The organism is Sphingobium chungangianum (assembly GCF_977014255.1).
Genome location: NZ_CDRNIV010000006.1, coordinates 2,355,004 through 2,373,632, shown reverse-complemented (window position 1 = coordinate 2,373,632; position 18,629 = coordinate 2,355,004). Strand labels below are relative to the sequence as shown.

18 protein-coding genes and 3 pseudogenes are annotated in these 18,629 nt (G+C 60.4%); 13 read left to right on the top strand and 8 right to left on the bottom strand.

Annotation, left to right across the window (positions count from 1 at the left end):
- Positions 1–101 precede the first annotated feature (101 nt).
- From argF to queE, 5 genes and pseudogenes are all read left to right on the top strand, one after another.
- Positions 102–1,031: an ornithine carbamoyltransferase gene (argF, locus tag ACWNC0_RS18780; RefSeq protein ID WP_449473807.1), complete on the top strand. Its 930-nt coding sequence runs from the start codon at positions 102–104 to the stop codon at positions 1,029–1,031.
- Positions 1,032–1,130: 99 nt separating this feature from the next.
- Positions 1,131–2,035 (top strand): annotated as a pseudogene (gene hslO, locus ACWNC0_RS18775) (Hsp33 family molecular chaperone HslO).
- Positions 2,036–2,181: 146 nt separating this feature from the next.
- The gene (locus tag ACWNC0_RS18770) at positions 2,182–2,592 is read left to right on the top strand and encodes a DUF3617 domain-containing protein (protein WP_449473805.1); all 411 of its coding nucleotides are present in this window, start codon (positions 2,182–2,184) and stop codon (positions 2,590–2,592) included.
- Positions 2,593–2,637: 45 nt separating this feature from the next.
- Entirely contained in the window at positions 2,638–3,330 is a 693-nt protein-coding gene (queC, locus tag ACWNC0_RS18765; protein ID WP_449473803.1) for a 7-cyano-7-deazaguanine synthase QueC, read from the top strand.
- An 11-nt stretch (positions 3,331–3,341) separates the two neighbouring features.
- Positions 3,342–3,989, top strand: coding sequence for a 7-carboxy-7-deazaguanine synthase (gene queE, locus ACWNC0_RS18760; protein WP_449473801.1), 648 nt, complete (start codon positions 3,342–3,344; stop codon positions 3,987–3,989).
- A gap of 169 nt (positions 3,990–4,158) precedes the next feature.
- On the opposite strand, the gene ACWNC0_RS18755 is transcribed toward queE, so the two are convergent.
- From ACWNC0_RS18755 to lipB, 3 genes are all read right to left on the bottom strand, one after another.
- The gene (locus ACWNC0_RS18755) at positions 4,159–4,848 is read right to left on the bottom strand and encodes a hypothetical protein (protein WP_449473799.1); all 690 of its coding nucleotides are present in this window, start codon (positions 4,846–4,848) and stop codon (positions 4,159–4,161) included.
- A gap of 108 nt (positions 4,849–4,956) precedes the next feature.
- Positions 4,957–5,232: a hypothetical protein gene (locus tag ACWNC0_RS18750; protein ID WP_449473797.1), complete on the bottom strand. Its 276-nt coding sequence runs from the start codon at positions 5,230–5,232 to the stop codon at positions 4,957–4,959.
- Between the two features lie 74 nt (positions 5,233–5,306).
- The gene (gene lipB / locus ACWNC0_RS18745; RefSeq protein WP_449473795.1) at positions 5,307–6,011 is read right to left on the bottom strand and encodes a lipoyl(octanoyl) transferase LipB; all 705 of its coding nucleotides are present in this window, start codon (positions 6,009–6,011) and stop codon (positions 5,307–5,309) included.
- A gap of 74 nt (positions 6,012–6,085) precedes the next feature.
- Here lipB and ACWNC0_RS18740 point away from each other — a divergent pair, with 74 nt between their 5' ends.
- Positions 6,086–6,874, top strand: a complete 789-nt coding sequence (locus ACWNC0_RS18740) for a hypothetical protein (RefSeq protein WP_449473793.1) — start codon at positions 6,086–6,088, stop codon at positions 6,872–6,874.
- Here ACWNC0_RS18740 and ACWNC0_RS18735 read toward each other — a convergent pair.
- From ACWNC0_RS18735 to ACWNC0_RS18725, 3 genes and pseudogenes are all read right to left on the bottom strand, one after another.
- Positions 6,856–7,455 (bottom strand): GNAT family N-acetyltransferase, encoded by a 600-nt coding sequence (locus ACWNC0_RS18735; protein WP_449473791.1) that lies wholly within the window; start codon positions 7,453–7,455, stop codon positions 6,856–6,858. The genes ACWNC0_RS18740 and ACWNC0_RS18735 overlap by 19 nt on opposite strands.
- A 4-nt stretch (positions 7,456–7,459) precedes the next feature.
- Positions 7,460–8,324: pseudogene (gene hemF / locus ACWNC0_RS18730) on the bottom strand (oxygen-dependent coproporphyrinogen oxidase).
- A 13-nt stretch (positions 8,325–8,337) separates the two neighbouring features.
- Positions 8,338–8,796, bottom strand: coding sequence for a tRNA (cytidine(34)-2'-O)-methyltransferase (locus ACWNC0_RS18725; protein WP_449473789.1), 459 nt, complete (start codon positions 8,794–8,796; stop codon positions 8,338–8,340).
- A 210-nt stretch (positions 8,797–9,006) separates the two neighbouring features.
- On the opposite strand from ACWNC0_RS18725, the gene petA reads away from it, so the two are divergent.
- The 5 genes from petA to ACWNC0_RS18700 all read left to right on the top strand — a co-directional run bounded on the left by petA (position 9,007) and on the right by ACWNC0_RS18700 (position 13,040).
- A complete protein-coding gene (gene petA / locus ACWNC0_RS18720) occupies positions 9,007–9,573 on the top strand; it encodes a ubiquinol-cytochrome c reductase iron-sulfur subunit (protein ID WP_449473787.1) in 567 nt (188 codons plus the stop codon).
- 11 nt (positions 9,574–9,584) lie between these two features.
- Complete coding sequence (locus ACWNC0_RS18715) at positions 9,585–10,904, top strand: cytochrome b (RefSeq protein ID WP_449473786.1); 1,320 nt, start codon at positions 9,585–9,587, stop codon at positions 10,902–10,904.
- Positions 10,905–10,921: 17 nt separating this feature from the next.
- Positions 10,922–11,770, top strand: a complete 849-nt coding sequence (locus tag ACWNC0_RS18710) for a cytochrome c1 (RefSeq protein ID WP_449473784.1) — start codon at positions 10,922–10,924, stop codon at positions 11,768–11,770.
- A gap of 80 nt (positions 11,771–11,850) precedes the next feature.
- Positions 11,851–12,387 carry an adenine phosphoribosyltransferase gene (locus ACWNC0_RS18705; protein WP_449473782.1) on the top strand — a complete coding sequence of 179 codons (537 nt, stop codon included), beginning with the start codon at positions 11,851–11,853 and terminating at the stop codon, positions 12,385–12,387.
- Positions 12,388–12,398: 11 nt separating this feature from the next.
- Positions 12,399–13,040, top strand: a complete 642-nt coding sequence (locus ACWNC0_RS18700) for a 5'-methylthioadenosine/S-adenosylhomocysteine nucleosidase (protein ID WP_449473780.1) — start codon at positions 12,399–12,401, stop codon at positions 13,038–13,040.
- A 714-nt stretch (positions 13,041–13,754) separates the two neighbouring features.
- Here ACWNC0_RS18700 and ACWNC0_RS18695 read toward each other — a convergent pair.
- Positions 13,755–14,771 carry an IS110 family transposase gene (locus tag ACWNC0_RS18695; RefSeq protein WP_449473778.1) on the bottom strand — a complete coding sequence of 339 codons (1,017 nt, stop codon included), beginning with the start codon at positions 14,769–14,771 and terminating at the stop codon, positions 13,755–13,757.
- A gap of 117 nt (positions 14,772–14,888) precedes the next feature.
- Here ACWNC0_RS18695 and ACWNC0_RS18690 point away from each other — a divergent pair.
- Positions 14,889–15,552 (top strand): annotated as a pseudogene (locus ACWNC0_RS18690) (IS5 family transposase).
- Between the two features lie 147 nt (positions 15,553–15,699).
- Positions 15,700–17,373: a glycosyltransferase gene (locus tag ACWNC0_RS18685; RefSeq protein WP_449473777.1), complete on the top strand. Its 1,674-nt coding sequence runs from the start codon at positions 15,700–15,702 to the stop codon at positions 17,371–17,373.
- A 40-nt stretch (positions 17,374–17,413) separates the two neighbouring features.
- On the opposite strand, the gene ACWNC0_RS18680 is transcribed toward ACWNC0_RS18685, so the two are convergent.
- The gene (locus ACWNC0_RS18680; RefSeq protein ID WP_449473775.1) at positions 17,414–18,454 is read right to left on the bottom strand and encodes a polysaccharide biosynthesis/export family protein; all 1,041 of its coding nucleotides are present in this window, start codon (positions 18,452–18,454) and stop codon (positions 17,414–17,416) included.
- Between the last annotated feature and the right edge of the window lie 175 nt (positions 18,455–18,629).

Sequence of the window (18,629 nt, the reverse complement as noted above, 5' to 3'; positions counted from 1 at the left end):
CACTAACCACCGTTCGCCCTGAGCCTGTCGAAGGGCTTTCCTTTCTTAAAAAGAGAAGGCTTCGACAGGCTCAGCCCGAACGGGTTGGAGGTTTACTCCCTATGACCAGACATTTCCTGAATCTCTCCGACGCTGGCGCCGACGCGCTCGCCGCCATGCTTTCCGACGCCATCGACCGGAAAACTGCCCGCAAGGCCCTGCCTAAGGGCCAGGCCGATGCCGACGCGCCGCTCGCTGGCCACACGCTGGCGATGATCTTCGAAAAGAACAGCACTCGCACCCGCGTCAGCTTCGACATGGCGATCCGCCAGCTCGGCGGCACCTCGCTGATCCTCGACGGCGCCACCAGCCAGCTTGGTCGGGGCGAAACCGTGGCGGACACGGCGCGCGTGCTCAGCCGCATGTGCGACATGATCATGATCCGCACCGATGACCATGCCAAGATCGAGGAAATGGCCCGCTATGCCACCGTCCCGGTGATCAACGGCCTCACCGATCTGTCGCACCCGTGCCAGATCACCGCCGACCTGCTGACGCTGGTCGAACATGGCGTAGCCTTGCCCGGCAGCCAGTGGGCATGGCTGGGCGATGGCAATAATGTCCTCCACTCGATTATCGAAGCGGCGGGCCTCTTCAAGTTCGACGTCCGCATCGCTGTTCCCGAAGGCTATGAGCCCGACCACGCCTTCATCAAGGAAGCGCAGGCGCTGGGTGCTGGCATCACGCTCACGCGTGATCCTGTCCAGGCGGTCGCGGGGGCCGACGCCGTCGTCACCGACACCTGGATTTCCATGGGACAGGCGCATGCGGACGAAAAGTTGAAGGCCATGATGCCCTATCAGGTGACGCAAGACCTGATGGCAAAGGCAAAGCCCAGCGCGAAATTCCTGCACTGCCTGCCCGCCCATCGCGGCGAGGAAGTCGTCCCCGAAGTGATCGACGGCCCGCAGTCGCTGATCTGGGACGAAGCGGAAAACCGCATCCACGCGCAAAAGTCCGTGCTGCTCTGGGCGGCGGGCCGCCTTGGTTGAGTTTGCCGGACATATTCCTATCTAGCAGCGAACCGGCCGGGCGATAACGCCCGGCCGCCGCTATATTCCCGCCCTGCACCGGGACTAACGGAGCTTGTCTTGAACGCATCCGATATCGATCAGGCCCTGGGCTTCACCATTCCGTCGCGTCACGCGCGCGGGCGCATCCTTCGCCTTGGGCCGGTGCTGGATCAGGTGCTTGCCGCCCATGCTTATCCGCCGCCAGTCGAAAGGCTGCTCGCCTCGGCGCTGGTCCTCGCCGCGCTGCTCGGCTCGACGCTGAAGGATGCGGGGGACAGCTTACGCTTCAGGCGCATAACGAACATGGCGTCGTCAGCCTGCTCGTCGCCGATTACAAGGGCGGCGAAGTGCGCGGTTACGCCAAGTTCGACGCCGATCGGCTGGCGGAGCTGGGGCCTGACCCGACGCTGTTCGGCCTGTTCGGCAAGGGCTTTCTCGCCATCACCTTTGACCAGGCGGTGACCGGCGAACGCTATCAGGGCATCGTCCCGCTCGATGGCGACTCTCTCGCGCAGGCTGCCGAACATTATTTCTTCCAGTCCGAACAAATCCCCAGCGTCGTCCAGATCGCCGTCCGCCATGAAGCGGGGCAGGGCTGCTTCGCCGCAGGCATGCTGCTCCAGCATCTGCCCGAAGGTGAAGTGGGCCGCGAACGTCTCCACACGCGGCATGATCATCCCGAATGGGAACATGTTCAGGCGCTGGCCGTCACGCTCAGTGACAACGAACTCACCGACGAAGCGCTGCCGCTGACCGATATCGTCTGGCGTCTGTTCCATGAGGAAGAGGTGGTGCGCGTCACCGATCCGGTCGACCTGACCAAGGGTTGCCGCTGCGATCTGGCCCACATCCGCAGCGTGATCGGCCGTTTCCCCGCCGAAGAACGTGCCCAAATGGCTGATGAAAAGGGGGTCATTGGGGTAGATTGCGCCTTTTGCTCGCGTCTGTTTCCAGTTTCGCTGGACAGTTTCGCGCAAGGCTGACACGAATTTATTGCGACTTCGGAACAGGTTGGGGCGTTAGCGGGGGCTGGCGCTATCAACCCGCCGGATTTGGGTGCATGAAGGCCGTGCCGCCATGCACGCGGCGAGCCGCTCCGGAGTCCGCGATGAAATACGGGGGCTATCGAATGACGTCAGGTCTGCATGCCTTGAGCGCGGCCATTGCGGTGCTGATCGCTGTATCGCCGGTCGGGTCGCAGGCGCTTTCCGAACCGCCGCTCAGGGGGCTGGAACCGGGCGAATGGGAATTGCGCGAACGGCCGGAGGAAGGCGGGAAGGGCGATATACGCCGCATCTGCCTTGCCGATATTCGCCAGTTGATCCAGCTTCGCCATGGTCGCAACAATTGCAAAAGGCTGACGATCGACGAAAGCGCCAAACGGCTGACGGTCAGCTACGATTGCGCCGGGGCAGGGGGTGGGCGCACCGATCTGCGCATCGAAACGTCCAGGCTGGTGCAAATCCACGCTCAGGGGATTGCGGGCGGCGCGCCCTTCTCCTTCAGCATGGAAGGACGGCGCATCGGCGCCTGCCATTGACCGCACCGCTTGCGCCAGCGCGCCTGTGGCGGTAGCGGAGCGCCCATGACTGCCAATGATGTGAAAATCGCTGTCGTCCTGCTGTCGGGCGGGTTGGATTCGATGGTCGTGGGCGGCCTCGCGCGCGAGGCGGGCTATGAACTGGTCGCGCTGACGATTGATTATAATCAGCGGCATCGCGTCGAATTGAACGCCGCCGCGCGCATCGCCACTGTTCTTGGGGTCCGGCGACATATCGTCCTTCCGCTCGATCTTACCGCCTTTGGCGGATCGGCGCTGACGGCGGACATCGCGGTGCCGAAGGACGGGGTGGGGCCGGGCATTCCCAACACCTATGTGCCCGCGCGCAACACCATTTTCCTGTCGCTTACGCTTGGTCTTGCCGAAGTGTCGGGAGCGAACGACATCTTCATCGGCGTCAACGCACTCGACTATTCGGGCTATCCCGACTGCCGTCCCGAGTTCATCGACGCCTTCCAGAACATGGCGGCGCTGGCGACCAAGGCGGGGGTCGAAGGGCATCCCGTGCGGATCAACGCCCCGCTCCAGCATATGAGCAAGGCCGACATCGCGCGAGAGGCGAACCGACTGGGGCTGGACGCCGGGATGAGCTGGTCCTGCTACGATCCCGCGCCGGGCGATCAGCATTGCGGGCTTTGCGACAGCTGCCGCCTTCGCTCCAGGGGTTTTGAGGAAGCGGGCCTGCCCGATCCAACTCGCTACGCAGCCAAGCCATAAAGGACAGGCGGATGAGCTATGCCGTCAAGGAGATGTTCCTGACGCTTCAGGGCGAAGGCGTCCATAGCGGCCGCCGCGCCGTCTTCATGCGCTTTGCCGGGTGCAACCTGTGGACCGGACGTGAAGAGGATCGGCGCAAGGCCGTGTGCCAGTTTTGCGACACCGATTTCGTCGGCACCGATGGTGACGGCGGCGGCAAATTCGCCGATGCACAGGCGCTCGCCGACGCGGCGCTCGCCTTCTGGGGGACAGGCGAAGAAGGCCGCTATATCGTCATGACGGGCGGGGAACCCATGTTGCAGGTCGATGACGCCTTGATCCACGCGCTCCACGCCCATGGCTTCACCATCGCCATCGAAAGCAACGGCACGATCGCCGCGCATCCCGGCATCGATTGGGTCTGCATCAGCCCCAAGGCAGGCAGCGACGTCGTGCAACGCAGCGGCAATGAACTGAAGCTGGTCTGGCCGCAGCCGGGCAGGGGCCATAGCATCGCCGATGTGGAGGCGATGGAGGGCTGGGCTTTCGACAACCTGCTGATCCAACCCCTCGACAGCGCGGACGCGGCGGCGAACATGCAGGCGGCGATCGATCTCGTCATGGCGCGGCCGAAATGGCGGCTAAGCCTTCAATCGCATAAATATCTGGGGCTTAGGTAAGGATCGCGCTGAAGCTAAACATCTCCCCGTTCGCCCTGAGCTTGTCGAAGGGCTCTACTTCTTATAAAGAAGAGAAGGGCTTCGACAGGCTCAGCCCGAACGGGTTAAAGTGCAATGCTCACTAGATAGAACAAAAGAGCGAAGCCCTACGGCCCCGTCCATCACACCATCACTTAGCCGCCACCTTCTGCTCATAAGCCACCTGGCATTCCGGCCGCAGCTTGTCCTTCTTCCAGCATTTCTTGTCGAAGGAGGGCAGGGTCAGCGCATAGCTCCGCCCCGGGTCGCCGTAAAATTGCTCACCCGCCAGCACCAACGACTTCTTGATCGACCCCAGCCCCGTGCGCGCCACCTCATGCAGCGAACCGCGATTGGCGAAGATCGCCTGCCGCCCGACCTGACCCGCCGCTTGGCAGAAGCCGCGCTGCGCCTGGACGGTCGAATAGCCCGAATAGATGCGCGTGCCATATTTGTCGGCTGCGGCCTGGCCGGGCTTTCCCTTGCCAACGGTGCGCTGGAAATAGCCGAGCAGGACCGACTGGGCCGCGTCCAGTTCCGCGTCATGATGCGCGATCATCGCATTATAATTGCTGATCGACAGCAGCGTCGGTTCGAACTGGCACTGAAGCGCCGCGACGTTGAGCGCGGCGCGCAGATTCCACACCAGGCCCGCGCGAATTTCCTCGGCGGTGGCTCCCGGCAGGCCGAGCGCGGTCGCCGCATCCGCATCCGTCAGCGGCGGGCTGGAAAAGTCGGGCGGCGACCAGAAAAACTGAGCGGCGGCCGGTTGAGCCAACAGCGGCGCGGCGGCAATCATCAACCCGGCACAGACCCGGCGCAGCGTGGAACAGGATGTCATGACTTCCCCTTTTAGAATGGCGGCCTATGTGAATGACGATCGGGCAGGCTAATCTTATGCTATGCCTCGCGTCCGGCGCCTGTATTGCGCCTGAACGCCTCGCTCCGTCTATTGATCCGACAGTATCTCAGCCTCGCCCTGCGTCGCATTGGCTGCGGCAGGTTCCGGCTGAGGCGCGGTAGCGGCGCCGTTATTCCCTCCAGCCGAGGGCAGGGCCGCCGATGGTGCTTCACTCTGCACCCCGTCCAGGTCCGTCATGGCGTCGGTGGTCGTGCCATCGACAACCTCCAGATCCTTCATCTGGACCGTGTTGCTCCCCTTGTCGTCCTTGCCGCACGCCGCCAGCGCGGTGCAGCCGGTCAGCAGCAAGGCGGTAAAGATCATCCTCGCTTTGCAGCGCATCCGGGTCTCCCAAACATGTGATGCCCGGCGGCCCCCACCCGGCGAAGGCGCCGACCCTAGCCGCCCGATCCGCATTGCTCAACCCCCGCGCCACAGCGCCGCAACCGGCCCAGAAAGGCAGGGAAATGCGCCTTCAAAGCCGCGTCGAGATCGGCCATTGAGGCATTCTTGCCCAGCGCCGCGATGCTGGTGACGGGATATTCCGCAAGCCCGCACGGCACGATGCCGCCAAAATGGGACAGGTCGGGGTCCACATTGATCGAAAAGCCATGCAGCGTCACCCACCGCCGCACCCGGATGCCCAGCGCGCCGATCTTCGCCTCGCGCCCGTCGCGATCATCGGTCCAGATGCCGATCCGCCCCTCCGCCCGCCGCGCCGCAATGCCAAGGTCGCCCAGAGCGTCGATCATCCACCCTTCCAGATGATGGACGAAGTTGCGCACATCCTTCCCCCGCTCGCGCAGATCGATGTTGAGATAGCCTATCCGCTGCCCCGGCCCATGATAGGTATAGCGCCCCCCGCGCCCCGCATCATGCACCGGAAAGCGCGGGTCGATCAGTTCGGAAGGATCGGCGCTCGTCCCCGCCGTATAAAGCGGCGGATGTTCGAGCAGCCACACCCGCTCGCTCGCCTCACCGTCAAAGATCGCAGCCGCCCGCGCCTCCATGTCGGCGAGCGCGTGCGGGTAATCGACCGGCGCCGAATCGACTCGCCATTCGATCTGGTCGGCGACAGCAGGCGAAGGGGAAGAGGATGACATGGCACTTCCTTGACTTGGGCGAGGGGAGCGATCAAGTCTCCTCCCCGATTTTAAGTACGGGAAAAGGCGAAGATATGGCGGCGATGTCGATCGGCAAGGCATGGGAAGAAGCGGTCGCCTTCGTCGCGCGCGAACGCAGCCTGCTGTTTCCCGTCGCCTTGCTCTTCGTCGCGCTGCCCGGCCTCATCCTTCAGGAGATGACGCCGCCCGAACTCGCTACCTGGACGATGGAAAAGGGCGCCATGCCGGACATCCCGCCCAGTTTCATCCTGTCTACGCTGATCGGCGTCATCATCATCTGGTTCGGATCACTCGCCCTGTTTGCGCTGGCGTTAAGGCCCGGCATCAGCGTCGGCGAAGCATTGCAGCTCAGCCTGTCCCGCCTGCCCGTGCTGCTCGGCACGGCGCTCGTCGTAATCGGCACCCTGCTTGGCATAGCCATCGTCGGCATGATCGTCGTCGTCGCCTTCTCCATGGTGGCAAAGCCCGTTGCCGCAGCCCTCGCCGCGTTGCTGGTGACCGCTGGCGGCGCCGTCATGCTCTTCGCCAGCGTGCGGCTTCTGCTGCTCAACCCGGTGGTGATCGACGGCCATGAAGGCGTCATGGCCTCGCTCCGGCACAGCTGGGCGCTGACACGCGGCCATTTCTGGCGGCTGCTCGGCTTCATCCTGGTACTGACGCTGCTCTCCGCCATCGTGGGGTCGGCCGCGCAAGTCATCTTCGGCCTGTTCGGTCGCCTGATCGCCGGAGCGGAAGGCGCGCGGCTCGTCGGCGGCGTCGCAGCGGCCGTCGTCTCGACCGGGGTGCAGGTCTATATGCTCGTCATGCTCGCCCGGCTTTATCGTCAGGCGGAGGCGGGCTGACCCAGCATGGGCACATGCGGCGCCGCATCGGCGCTCAATAAACCGGCGAGCCGAGGATCAGCGAAAACCTCGACCTCCCGATTATAGGGCACAAATCCCGCCCGCTGATAGAAGCTGAGCGCACCCGGACTGTCCAGCGTACAGCTATGCACCCAGAACCGGCGCACCTCCTTGCGCCATGCCAACGACTTCGCCTGCGCCATCAGCCATCCGCCAAATCCCTTGCCGGTCAGCTCAGGTATAAGGCCAAGGAAGCTCAACTCGCAGTCCGGCAGCGCCCGGAAATCCAGCTCCAGCAATCCCACCTCCACGTCCCGAGGATCGGTGATCGCAAAAATCTGCACCGCCGGATCATGGATAATCGCGGTCAATTCCGCATCGCTCATGACAAGGCGCGAAAACCAGAGCCACGACTCCCCCACCCGCCGGAACAGCGCGCGATAGGCATCGGGCGCTGGCGACTTCCACGGCACCAGCCGCAAAGGCGCAGGCGGAATCGGCGCAGGCCGAGGACGCTCCACCATCTCCAGATAGGTCACGATCGTCGCAATCTGATCATTGGCGACCGGCGTCAGCGGCATGGGTTCAGCTCCAGCTCGCCATCGGCGGCAGGCTCATCAATATGGCATCGACATTGCCGCCGGTCTTCAACCCGAACAGCGTGCCCCGGTCATGCACCAGGTTGAATTCGGCATAACGGCCGCGCCACTCCAGCATCCTGGCGTAATCTTCCCGGCTCCAGCTTTCGCCCATTCGCCGCCGGACAATCGGCGGAAAGGCTTTCAGGAACGCCTCGCCAACCGATCGGGTAAAGGCGAAATTCGCTTCAAATTCCGCATCATCCTCGCACTCCAGATGGTCGTAGAAGATGCCGCCGACGCCGCGATGGACGCCCCGGTGCGGAATGAAGAAATACTCGTCGGCCCACGCCTTGAAGCGGGGATAATAGTCCGCATCATGCGCATCGCATGCCGCCTTGAACTCGCCGTGGAAGCTCGTCGTGTCCTCATCCCGGGGCAGGGGAGGGTTAAGGTCCGCGCCCCCGCCAAACCAGCTTTTGGACGTAATCAGATAGCGCGTGTTCATATGTACCGCTGGCACATGCGGGTTGGCCATATGCGCAGACCAGGCTGATCCCCGTCGCGAAAAAGGCCGGGTTCTCCCCCGCGCCATGGATGGTCTTGGCAAAATCCGGCGCGAATTCGCCCGAGACGGTGGATACATTGACCCCGACCTTCTCGAATATCTTGCCCTTCATCACGCCGCGCACACCGCCGCCGCCTTCGCCCGGCGTCAGTCCCGGCGCTTCGCGGTCCCATGGCGTGTAGGCAAAGGAGGCATCGCTGCCCGCCTCGCGCTCGATCGCCTCGAATTCCGCGCAGATGCGGTCGCGCAGCGATTCGAACCAGTTGCGGGCGGCCTGCTGTTGGGGATTGAGGACCAAGGTCATTGGGAAATCTCGATCATGTTGGAAATTGTCCAGTCTGGCGAAGGGCTTCGGCAACCGCGATGCCCGTGGAAACGGCAATGTTCAAGGACCGGAAGCCCGCAGCCATGGGGATTCGGACGCGCAGGTCGGCCATGTCGCGCACCGCGTCGGGCACGCCCGCACCTTCCGATCCCATCAGCAGCACGTCATTCCTGTCAAAACGCACCTCTGGCAGGGGCTGTGAAGCATGGCTGCTCATCAGCACCAGACGACGGCCCTCCGCACGCCGGGCCTCGTCAAATGCCTCGAAATTGGCGTGGCGAGTCACCTCCGCCGCCGCGCCATAATCCATCGCGGCGCGTTTCAACTTGGCGTCGGAAAAGGCGAATCCCATCGGCATGATGATGTCCACGGGCACGGAAAAACAGGCGGCCAGCCGCAATATGGCGCCGACATTCCCGGCAATCTCGGGTTGATAAAGAGCAATACGCATGCCCCGCGCATAAAGCAGCGGGGCAAATTGTCATAGCCATGGCCAAATTGCTGTTGGCAAAGAAGCTACAGTGGGTCTATCAGGCCCCCGAACCACGCCAGGGGGAAAGGCGAGGCCCATATTCCGTGGGCGGCGCTACTCTCTCGATAATCAGGGCCGGTGACGGCAATGCGGCGGGTAACAGGGACGTCTTTGCAAGGGTTGAGGTGCATGGCGAGCGTTGAACATACGGACAGCCAAGGTCTATCCGGCGAAGGTGGAGTGCGTCGTCGCGACTTCATCAATATCGCCGCAGTAAGCTTCGCGGGGGTCGGGGCTGTCGCCGTCGTCATTCCGCTCGTGGATCAGATGAACCCCAGCGCGGACGTGCTGGCGCTGGCATCGACCGAGGTTGATATCTCTTCGATCCAGCCGGGTCAGGCGATCAAGACGACCTTCCGCTCGCAGCCGCTTTTCGTGCGTCATCTGACGGACAAGGAAATCGCCGAAGCCGACAAGGTTGACGTTTCCTCGCTGCGCGATCCGCAGACGCTGGAACAGCGCACCGTCGCTGGCAAGAAGCAGTGGCTGATCACCATGGGTGTTTGCACCCATTTGGGCTGCGTGCCGCTGGGTGCGGGCGAGGGCGAGAATCGCGGTGAATTTGGCGGCTATTTCTGCCCCTGCCACGGTTCGTCCTACGACACGGCGGCCCGCATCCGCAAAGGCCCCGCGCCCAAGAACCTGGAAGTGCCGAAGTTCAGCTTCACTTCCGACACCGCCATTCTCGTAGGCTGAGGTAAGAAACCATGAGCTTTCCCTGGGCTGAGCATTATACTCCCAAGCATCCCGCGATGCAGTGGATCGACGAGAAGCTGCCGCTTCCGCGCCTCGTCTACAACGCGATCGGCGCCGGTTACCCGGTCCCGCGCAACCTCAACTATTTCTGGAACTTCGGTGTTCTCGCTGGCCTCGCGCTGGTGATCCAGATCGTCACCGGCGTGATCATGGCGATGCATTATGGCGCCAACACGCTGGTCGCGTTCAGCACCGTCGAACAGACGATGCGTGACGTGAACGCGGGCTGGCTGATGCGCTATGCGCATGCCAACGGCGCCAGCTTCTTCTTCATCGTCGTCTATCTCCACATCTTCCGCGGCCTTTTCTACGGTTCCTACAAGGCGCCGCGCGAAATGGTCTGGCTGCTCGGTATCGTCATCTTCCTCCTGATGATGGCGACCGCCTTCATGGGCTATGTTCTTCCTTGGGGACAGATGTCCTATTGGGGCGCGAAGGTGATCACCGGCCTGTTCGGCGCGATCCCGGTCGTTGGTGAGCCGATCCAGACCTGGCTGCTCGGCGGCTTTGCTCCTGGCAATGCGTCGCTCAACCGCTTCTTCTCGCTGCACTTCCTGCTGCCCTTCGTGATCGCTGCGGTAATCATCCTGCACATCTGGGCGCTGCACATTCCGGGTTCGTCGAACCCGACCGGTGTGGAAGTGAAGGGTCCGCAGGACACCGTTCCCTTCCATCCCTACTATACGGCGAAGGATGGTTTCGGGGCGGGTGTGTTCCTGATCCTCTTTGCGATCCTGTTGTTCTTCGCGCCGAACTATCTCGGCCATCCGGACAACTATATCGAAGCGAACCCGCTTTCGACGCCTGCGCACATCGTCCCGGAATGGTATTTCTGGCCCTTCTACGCGATCTTGCGCGCCTTCACCGTGGACTTCTTCTTTGTCCCCGCGAAGCTGCTGGGCGTGCTGGCGATGTTCAGCTCGATCCTGATGCTCTTCTTCCTGCCCTGGCTGGATACCTCGCCGGTGCGTTCGGGCAATTATCGTCCGACCTTCAAGAAGTTCTTCTGGATCCTGATCGTTGACGTGCTGATCCTGGGCTATTGCGGCGGCGCGCCTGCTGCCGAACCCTATGTGATGATCTCCCAGATTGCGGGCGCCTATTATTTCGCCCACTTCCTGATCATCCTCCCGCTGATCTCGCGCTTTGAACGGCCGCTGCCGCTGCCGGGCTCGATCACGGAATCGGTGCTTAACCGCTATAACATCAAGGGCGAACAGGATGCGCTTCCCGGAATGGGCGCGGATCCGCAGCCGTCGAACGCCGGCTAATAGGGGACAAGATCAACATGGTTCGCATCGGCGCATTTCTCGTCGGCCTCTTCTTTGCTGGCTGGCTGCTGATCTCCTTCCTTGTGGGCGCTGTGGCCTATGTCTCCGAACCGCCCGCTGCGACGGTGGAGCATGAATTCCACAAGCATCCCAAGGAAGTGGACTTCTCCTTCAACGGGCCGTTCGGCAAGTTCGATCAGCCCCAGCTGCAGCGCGGCTTCCAGGTGTTCAAGGAAGTTTGCTCGGCCTGCCACAGCCTGAAGTTCGTCGCTTTCCGCGACCTCAAGGGCATTGGCTACAACGAGGCGGAGATCAAGGCGATCGCCAAGCAGTGGGCGATCAAGACGCCTGACGTCGATCCCAAGACGGGTGAAATGTCGACGCGTGCTCCGGTCCCGGCGGATTACTTCCCCAAGCCTTTCGCCAACAATGTCGCGGCGATGGCGGCGAACAACAATGCGATCCCGCCAGATCTGTCGCTGATGACCAAGGCGCGCCATGAGGGATCGGCCTATGTCTACTCGCTGCTGACTGGTTTCCAGAACCAGCCTGCCGAGCTGCTGAAGCACTTCCCGGATGCCAAGACGCCGCAGGGGCTGCACTACAACCCCTATTTCGCCAACCTGAACCTCGCCATGGCCCCGCCGCTGACGGCTGACGGTCAGGTGACCTATGGCGACGGCACCAAGGCGACCGTTGACCAGATGGCGAAGGACGTTTCGGCCTTCCTGACCTGGACCGCCGAACCCAAGCTTGAGAACCGCCGCCGCGCGGGTCTGGCGACCATCGTCTTCCTGCTGATCGCAACGGCGCTGGCCTACATGTCCTACCAGAATATCTGGGCCGACAAGAAAAAGGCCGCCTGACCGCCTTTCGGCCAGGGGAATGAATAGGGAAGGGGCGCGGCGTCATGATGACACCGCGCCCCTTTTTCATTGGAGTTTACATGGATCTAGATGAACTCGCCGCGCTGGTCCGGACCATTCCCGACTTCCCCAAGCCGGGCATCCTGTTCCGCGACGTCACGACGTTACTCGCCGACGCTGATGGCTTCTCCTCCCTCGTCAGCAGCCTTGCCGCGATCGCCCGTCCGCTCGACGCCGACGTCGTCGTTGGCATCGAGGCGCGCGGTTTCGTGCTCGGATCGGCACTCGCTCACGCGCTCGGTCTCGGCTTCGTTCCGATCCGCAAGTCGGGCAAGCTACCCGGCAAGACCGTCGGCATCGACTATGTGCTCGAATATGGCACCGACCGCCTCGAATTGCATGAAGGACAGATAGGGCAGGGCGCCCGGGTCCTACTGGTCGATGACCTTATCGCCACCGGCGGCACCGCCCTCGCCGCCGCAGAGCTCCTCCGCGAACAAGGCGCCACTCTGCTCCTGGCCCTCTTCGCCATCGACCTCCCGGACCTCGGCGGCCGCTCCGCCCTCGAAGCCGACGGCATCGCCACCGCCGCCCTCCTCAAATTCCCTGGCAATTAACGGTTTCCTTCATGAATTTCCCCCGCCAACCAAATTGCGAGCTAATCGCCGGAAAGCGCATCCTCTTCCTAATGGCGATAGAGGATGAATATGGCCCACATCTGCGTTCCCGCTTCACGCCGCTGATGACGGGCGTCGGTCCCGTCGAAGCCGCGATCACAACCACCTTGGCGCTTCAGCACCTTCACCAGCATGATGCTCTGCCTGACCTTGTTGTGTCACTGGGCTCAGCTGGCTCCCGCGCCTGTCAGTTGGGGGAGGTCTATCAGGTCGCGAGCGTATCCTGGCGCGACATGGACGCCTCCCGCCTTGGTTTCGCAAAGGGAGTGACTCCGTTCATAGATCACCCCGTCGATCTACCGCTGCACGCACCTCTCGACATTCCCGCGGCGCGCCTTTCAACCGGCGCAAACATCGTAGGCGGCGAGGAATATGCACTGATAGACGCCGATATGGTCGATATGGAAACCTTCGCCATCACCCGAGCCTGCCAGCGCTTCACTGTTCCCCTGATGGGACTGCGCGGCATATCCGACGGCCCAGGAGAACTGAACGATATGCTCGGTTGGACACAACTCCTCGCATTGCTAGACGAGCGGCTGGCGGTAACAGTTGATTTACTGGCCGATACGTTGAACCAGGTGAGCAGCTAATTTCGCAAAAAGATGGCAGAGACATGCGAAGCCACCAGTCATTCGCTGAATCGAACGTCAGTGTTGGGCGTGCCAGACCGATTTGGCAACACCTGCGATGTCAAGGCGATGAGGAGTGGCGTAATTTCGACCAAATATCATGGACTTAGATGCCGACAAAAAGGTGACTGACCAGATTTCGCCTAACTCATTCACTTCAACGGCTCCCTGCGATAGGAAGTTGCATCATCAAGCGGGAGCGTCAAGGCGTCAGCCGGAATTTATCCCACGCCGCCTGACGATAATTTCCTGTACTGAACGGAGCAAAATCTGTCTGTTCGGTCGAGTCCAACAAGCTTCTCGGTTGCGGAGATAGATGCGGGTCAGGGACATTGTCAGGTTTGAGCTAGGCCATGTTGACAAAGTGCATTCCCAATTGGCTTGATTTCTTCTGTGGTTGCCGCCCGTGGCGCAAGAAGTTTCTGATCCGATGCGCGAGTGATCGAGTGCGGTCTTCTGTAAGGCCTTTGAGATGCGGCATTCAGAAGCCGCTGGCCGGTATGGTGATCTGCGGATCAGGTCCAAAACTGATTCTCGAGCTCGAGGAACTCATAGAAATCAACTGGTTTTCCGGATCCAGATCTGTTCGATCATTTTGCCCATTCGGGTCGTCGCCTTCTTTCACCTCCCGTTATCCGACATGACGGATTTGTGACATGTGGGTCACGCCGCCACCTATGCCGGAACTCGATAATCCTCATTCTTCGTCAGCATGGCCCAGATTGTGCGTGCCATCTTGTTGGCCAAAGCGATCGCTACGATCATCCTGGGTTTGCGCATGGATATGCGCGCCAGCCAGGAACCTTCAGGAATCGATTTGCGGCCCATCCAGTTCAGGCGCGACATCGCCCCGATAATCAGCAGCTTGCGGATGTCGGATTGTCCGGCCTTGGAAATGCGTCCGAGCCGCTCCTTGCCGCCGGATGAGAACTGACGTGGGACGAGGCCGAGCCAAGCCGCGAAGTCGCGACCGCACCGGAAGTTTTCCATAGGCGGAGCAAAGGCCTCGACAGCCAGGGCGGTCAAAGGTCCTACGCCGGGGATTGTCTGCAAGCGCCGCGCGGTGTCGGCTTGCGCCGCCAACGCTTTGATCTTGCCAGTGCGGACATTGATCCGGACCGTCTTCTCGGCAATCTGCTCCAGCAAATCCCGGCATTCCTCGCGCATCAAATTGGGCAAGTCGCTGTTCGGTGCGTCTAGGATCTCTTCGATCCGCTTGATCTGGTGAATCCCCTGAGGAACGACATGGCCATACTCATAGAGGTAAGCCCGGAGGGCGTTGACCAGTTCGGTCCGCTGGTGGACGAGCCGCTCTCGAGCCCGAAACAAAATAGCTCGGCTCTGCTGCTCAACAGATTTTGGTTCGACAAAGCGCATTTCGGGCCGCTGGGCCGCTATTACAATCGCCTCCGCATCTGCCGCATCATTCTTCTGCCGCTTTACAAACGGCCGCACATAATGAGGCGCAATCAGCTTCACGTCATGACCAAGCTTGGTCACTTCACGGGCCCAATAATGCGCGCTGCCGCAGGCTTCCATCACGACCACCGCTGGAGGCTGCCCTGCAATGAATTTGTAAAAGCCTTGCCGCGATAGCTTCTTACGGAACTGCATCTGCCCCGTCATCGACGCGCCGTGCAACTGAAAGACGCTCTTTGCCAAATCCACCCCGATTATCGTATCCTTTGTCACGGTTGCCGTCCTTTCCGCTCAGTGGCCTCAACACCACATCTTGGCACATTGCGATGCCGTCTGGGGAGGGCGGCAACCACCCCATCTGATTCAGAGCTTCTCTTTGAGAGAGCGGCAATGGCTCGGGGCGATTTGACGGACGAGGAATGGGATGTGATCGGGGAGCTGCTGCCTTCGGAGCGAGGCCGTAAATCGCGGCCTGCTCATGACAACCGGCGTTTCCTCAACGGCATGTTGCATGTGTTGCGGGTCGGTTGCCCATGGCGCGACATGCATGAGCGGTACGGTCTATGGAATTCGGTTTACGTGTGGTTTCGACGCTGGGCGGAAAAGGAGGCTCGTGCGCAGGCTTTTGGTCGATCACGCGGCGGATTTACGTGCAATGTTCACGCCCGCTGCGACAACCAGGGAAGCCCTTTCGGTTTCATCCTGACTAGGGGGGAGGCATCCGATTATGGCGCTGTCGATGCCTTGATGGCCATCCCCGTCATCAAACCAAAGGCTCTGCTTGCCGACAAGGGCTATGATGGCAACGCCTTTCGCGAGAACCTGCTTATACAGGGCATCCTGCCGGTCATCCCGCCAAGACCAACCGCCGTGAGTCCATTCCTTGCGATTTTCGCCGCTATCGGGATCGCAACCGCATCGAGCGCATGTTTGGCCACCTCAAGCAATTCTGCCGTGTCGACACGCGCTACGACAAAACTGCCCTGTCCTTGCAAGCTTCCTCAACCTCGCCGCGATCCGCAAATGGCTGCCCCACTTTGTCAACGCGGCCTAGTTCGGAAAATTTCTGCGCAGAGCGCTCTCAGCGGCGCCGTTCAGCACTTGCCGTCGACGGATCGGTGAGTTTAAGGTTTTGCCTATGGGTTGCATCGGATCGGACAGTTATCACTCAATGCCGACAGGCCTGTGCCTTGGCCAAGGTATGCTGGATCCCACCATGGCCTGCCCACCTCTTGCGCAGGGATGGTTCGCTCAGAGCGGAACGTTGCATTGCGGAGGTGGCCTGCAGCGGCTAGGCGGCATCCTCGAAGTTTTTTTCGAGAGCTATTGGGCAAGATTCACATCGTTGAGGGAAGTGGAATGGCGCTGCCATGTTCAGGGTAGGGCGCGTTTCATTTTATTGCGGCGTGACGCGCTTAGCGGCTTAGAAAAGCAGATAGCCGAGTTTTCCGGGGACGGTGCTGCTGGCACGACTTCGATTCTTTTACAGACTAATCTCGCGACGGTGGGTGAGAGCAGCTTACAGGTGGAAATCGAGGCCGATGCGGGCGCGGTGATTTCCAATATTGGATGGTATGCGCGGGCGCCCGCGCCTAACCTGAGTCGCTTGGGTATCGTTGTTACCACATACGAAAGGGAAGCGTTCATAAGGGCTAATTTGGGTCGACTTTCCGGGCAGTTGGATGGTTCGGAACTCGTGATCGTGAACCATGGTCTGACCGGTTTAAGCGAGCGCATGTTGGATGCTGTTCCCGCAGGAGAACATGTTCGATTCGTTGATCAAGAGAATAGCGGCGGTGCGGGAGGTTTTACGCGTGGTATGCGCGAGCATCGAGAAAAAGGGTGTGCAAGTCATATTCTGCTGATGGACGACGACATCGATATATGTGGTGATTTGATCAAGCGAGTGAACGCGGTGCTTGGATACGCAGATCGCCCGTTCTGTATAGGCGGAGCGATGTTCGACTATTACAAGCGGACCAAACTGTTTTCAGCTGGCGATTTCCTGTTGCCCGGTAGTTTCGGTATTGGCCATATCGCGCCTTCAGAGGAATGCGATGTGTCCACGCCGAGCGGGGTGGATTTCTTGGCTAAAATTCACAGGCCAGACTTCAATGGCTGGTGGTGCTTTGCCTTTCCCGTGAACGCCATTGATTTCGTCGGACTGCCCATGCCCTGCTTCATCCGAGGTGATGATGTAGAGTATGGCTATAGGCTCAAAAATTCGGGATGGCCGACGATCGGTTGGCCCGGAGTTGCAGTATGGCATATGCCTTTCGCAGAGAAATCGGCGCCGTGGCATATGTTTTACGATCGACGTAATAGCTTGTTCGCTAATGCTATTCACAGGCGTTTAGACCGCATAGCTGCATTTCGTAAGATGTTTGGAGGATTCGTCCATCATTTACTTCGCTACGACTACGATCGTGTTAGAGCTATGACTCTCGGTATCTCTGCGTTCAATAGAGGCTCAGCCGCGATGGCTTCGTGGACGCATGACGATCATCGTAGGCTCCTTATCGCAACAAGTCGGCACGCCGTCCACGCCACGGAAAACATTGAGGCTGCTATGATATTAGCGCCTACGCGCTTGTACGGCTCCCGCCGTTCACTCGCCATGGTTGCGAGGCTTTTGACCGATATGTTTCTTCCTCGGCGAAGAGGTCCAGCCTCCAGGTTACCGCCTGGCATCATATGGAGACCCGATTATCTTAAGCGCCCCACCTGGGTAGTGGAAGCAGGCATAGAAAATGCATCTGTGCAAGTGTTTCGCTATAGTCGGCAAGAAACTTGGGCAGCGGTATGGCGAAGCGCTGGAGCTCTCGTGGGCATGCTTTGGCACTTTCGTCAGAAAGTCGATATTCCAAGAAGTTGAATATTGATGGAAAAAGGATGCAGCGGCATTCTCTCAGTAATTATTTCAGACCATTGCTGACGGCCGTCGTAGTGAAGGCTAAACTCGACACGATATTGACGAACTTCATTAGGTCGACGAGGGGTGCAGTCGAAACATAAATGATATCCCGATTGCGAATTGGGAACGCTTGAGCGGCAAAGAAAGTGGCTGGATTCTTTAGATTGGCACGGTAAATAACTGGCACTTTGCCCTCAGATGTCAAGCTTGCTCTATTGGCGAGCGTAGGATCGGCATCAGCGATATTTTCAAACCGGAAAATAAACACGCCCTTGATATCAGCCCGATCGTCACGCAAACCTCCAATACGACCAAGAGCTTGAGCTAGGGTTAGGCCTGTTCCCTCAAAGTCGATTTCTGTATTTCGGTTGACTGCGCCGAGAGCTGTGAAGCTATAAGGCTGGTATAAAGCAGCGATGACGTCATCTGGCCGTAGATGAATATTTTGCGTAGGATCATTAATTACAGCAGCCAAAGGCAAAGATACTACTTTATTGGCGCGTGTAATCTGGATCGTGGTTTTATTTATTGGCTGCTTCGGACCGCCGGCGGCGGCGAGGGCGTCAAGCAACCGTTCGGCCTTGGCAGTGAGTGGAACGCGAGTGTTCTGCTGGACCTCGCCAACGACGGTGATATCACGCGTGGCATTGCGTGTGCGCCGGACGAGTACCTGTGGGTCATGCGCTTTGCCGCGCAGCTTTGCCACAATCTGGTCCCGAATCTGTGCAGTCGTGTGGCCTGCGGCCAAAATCGCGCCGGCAAAGGGAATCTGAACATGGCCGTCTTCATCGACGACCTGTTCGGGGAGAACTGCCGCCTGAGCGATGGAACGGGCCGACGTGGACATGCGCCCATCCGCAGAAGCAAGCCCAGATTGTCCGCTGGCACCGAACAGAACTGCTGGAGGCGCTTCCCAAATAGAAATATCCAGAGTGTCGCCGTTGCCGATGAGGTTCGTGGCTGTAGGGGTATCCCCTAACACTTGCGAAAAGGAGGGCGAAGCGCCGCCAATCATTAGTCGTTGCGCTACGTTGTTGGTCAATTCGACTACGCGGATCTCCTGATCCGTAGATGCTCCTCGATCCATACCGGCGACCGCGCTCGCGTGAGGCCCGCTGGAGCCGAGCGAGTAGCAGCCGCTGAGTAGCCCAAAGCAGGTGAGGGCGAAGAGTGACGAAACGAGAGGGACGCGAGCGGCAAACACTGAATATGCACCT